Raw genomic sequence first — 275 nt, 5'->3', positions numbered from 1 at the left:
GCGCGGCGATGACGCTTGCCGGCTGCACGTCGACGCCGGATGAGAAGGCAGCCCTTGCCGCCAGGCGAGCGGCCCCCACGGCGGTCGTGATGACCGCCACCAAGGGTGAGGCTCCGGCCGAGAGCGGCCTTTCGCACTACAGGGACGGTTATCCGTCCTTTGGTGCGCCTCTGACGGCCGGCAACGTTCAGATGAACGATGACGAGGCAAAGGGCCTGCAGGCCAAGCTGACAGCGCTTGGCGCGCAGCGCAAGGCGGGCACGATTTCCGAGGCC

Annotated in this window: 1 protein-coding gene; it reads left to right on the top strand. The window is 68.4% G+C overall.

The annotated features are described in order from the left end of the window. Window positions 1–275, top strand: a 275-nt coding sequence (locus SB679_RS24070) for a hypothetical protein (RefSeq protein ID WP_410704760.1), incomplete at both ends; no start/stop codon positions are given.

The organism is Chryseobacterium sp. SIMBA_029 (assembly GCF_046535275.1).
Lineage (GTDB): Bacteria > Bacteroidota > Bacteroidia > Flavobacteriales > Weeksellaceae > Chryseobacterium.
The sequence above is the reverse complement of the archived record's forward strand: the minus strand, read 5'-3'. Positions and strand labels throughout refer to the sequence as shown.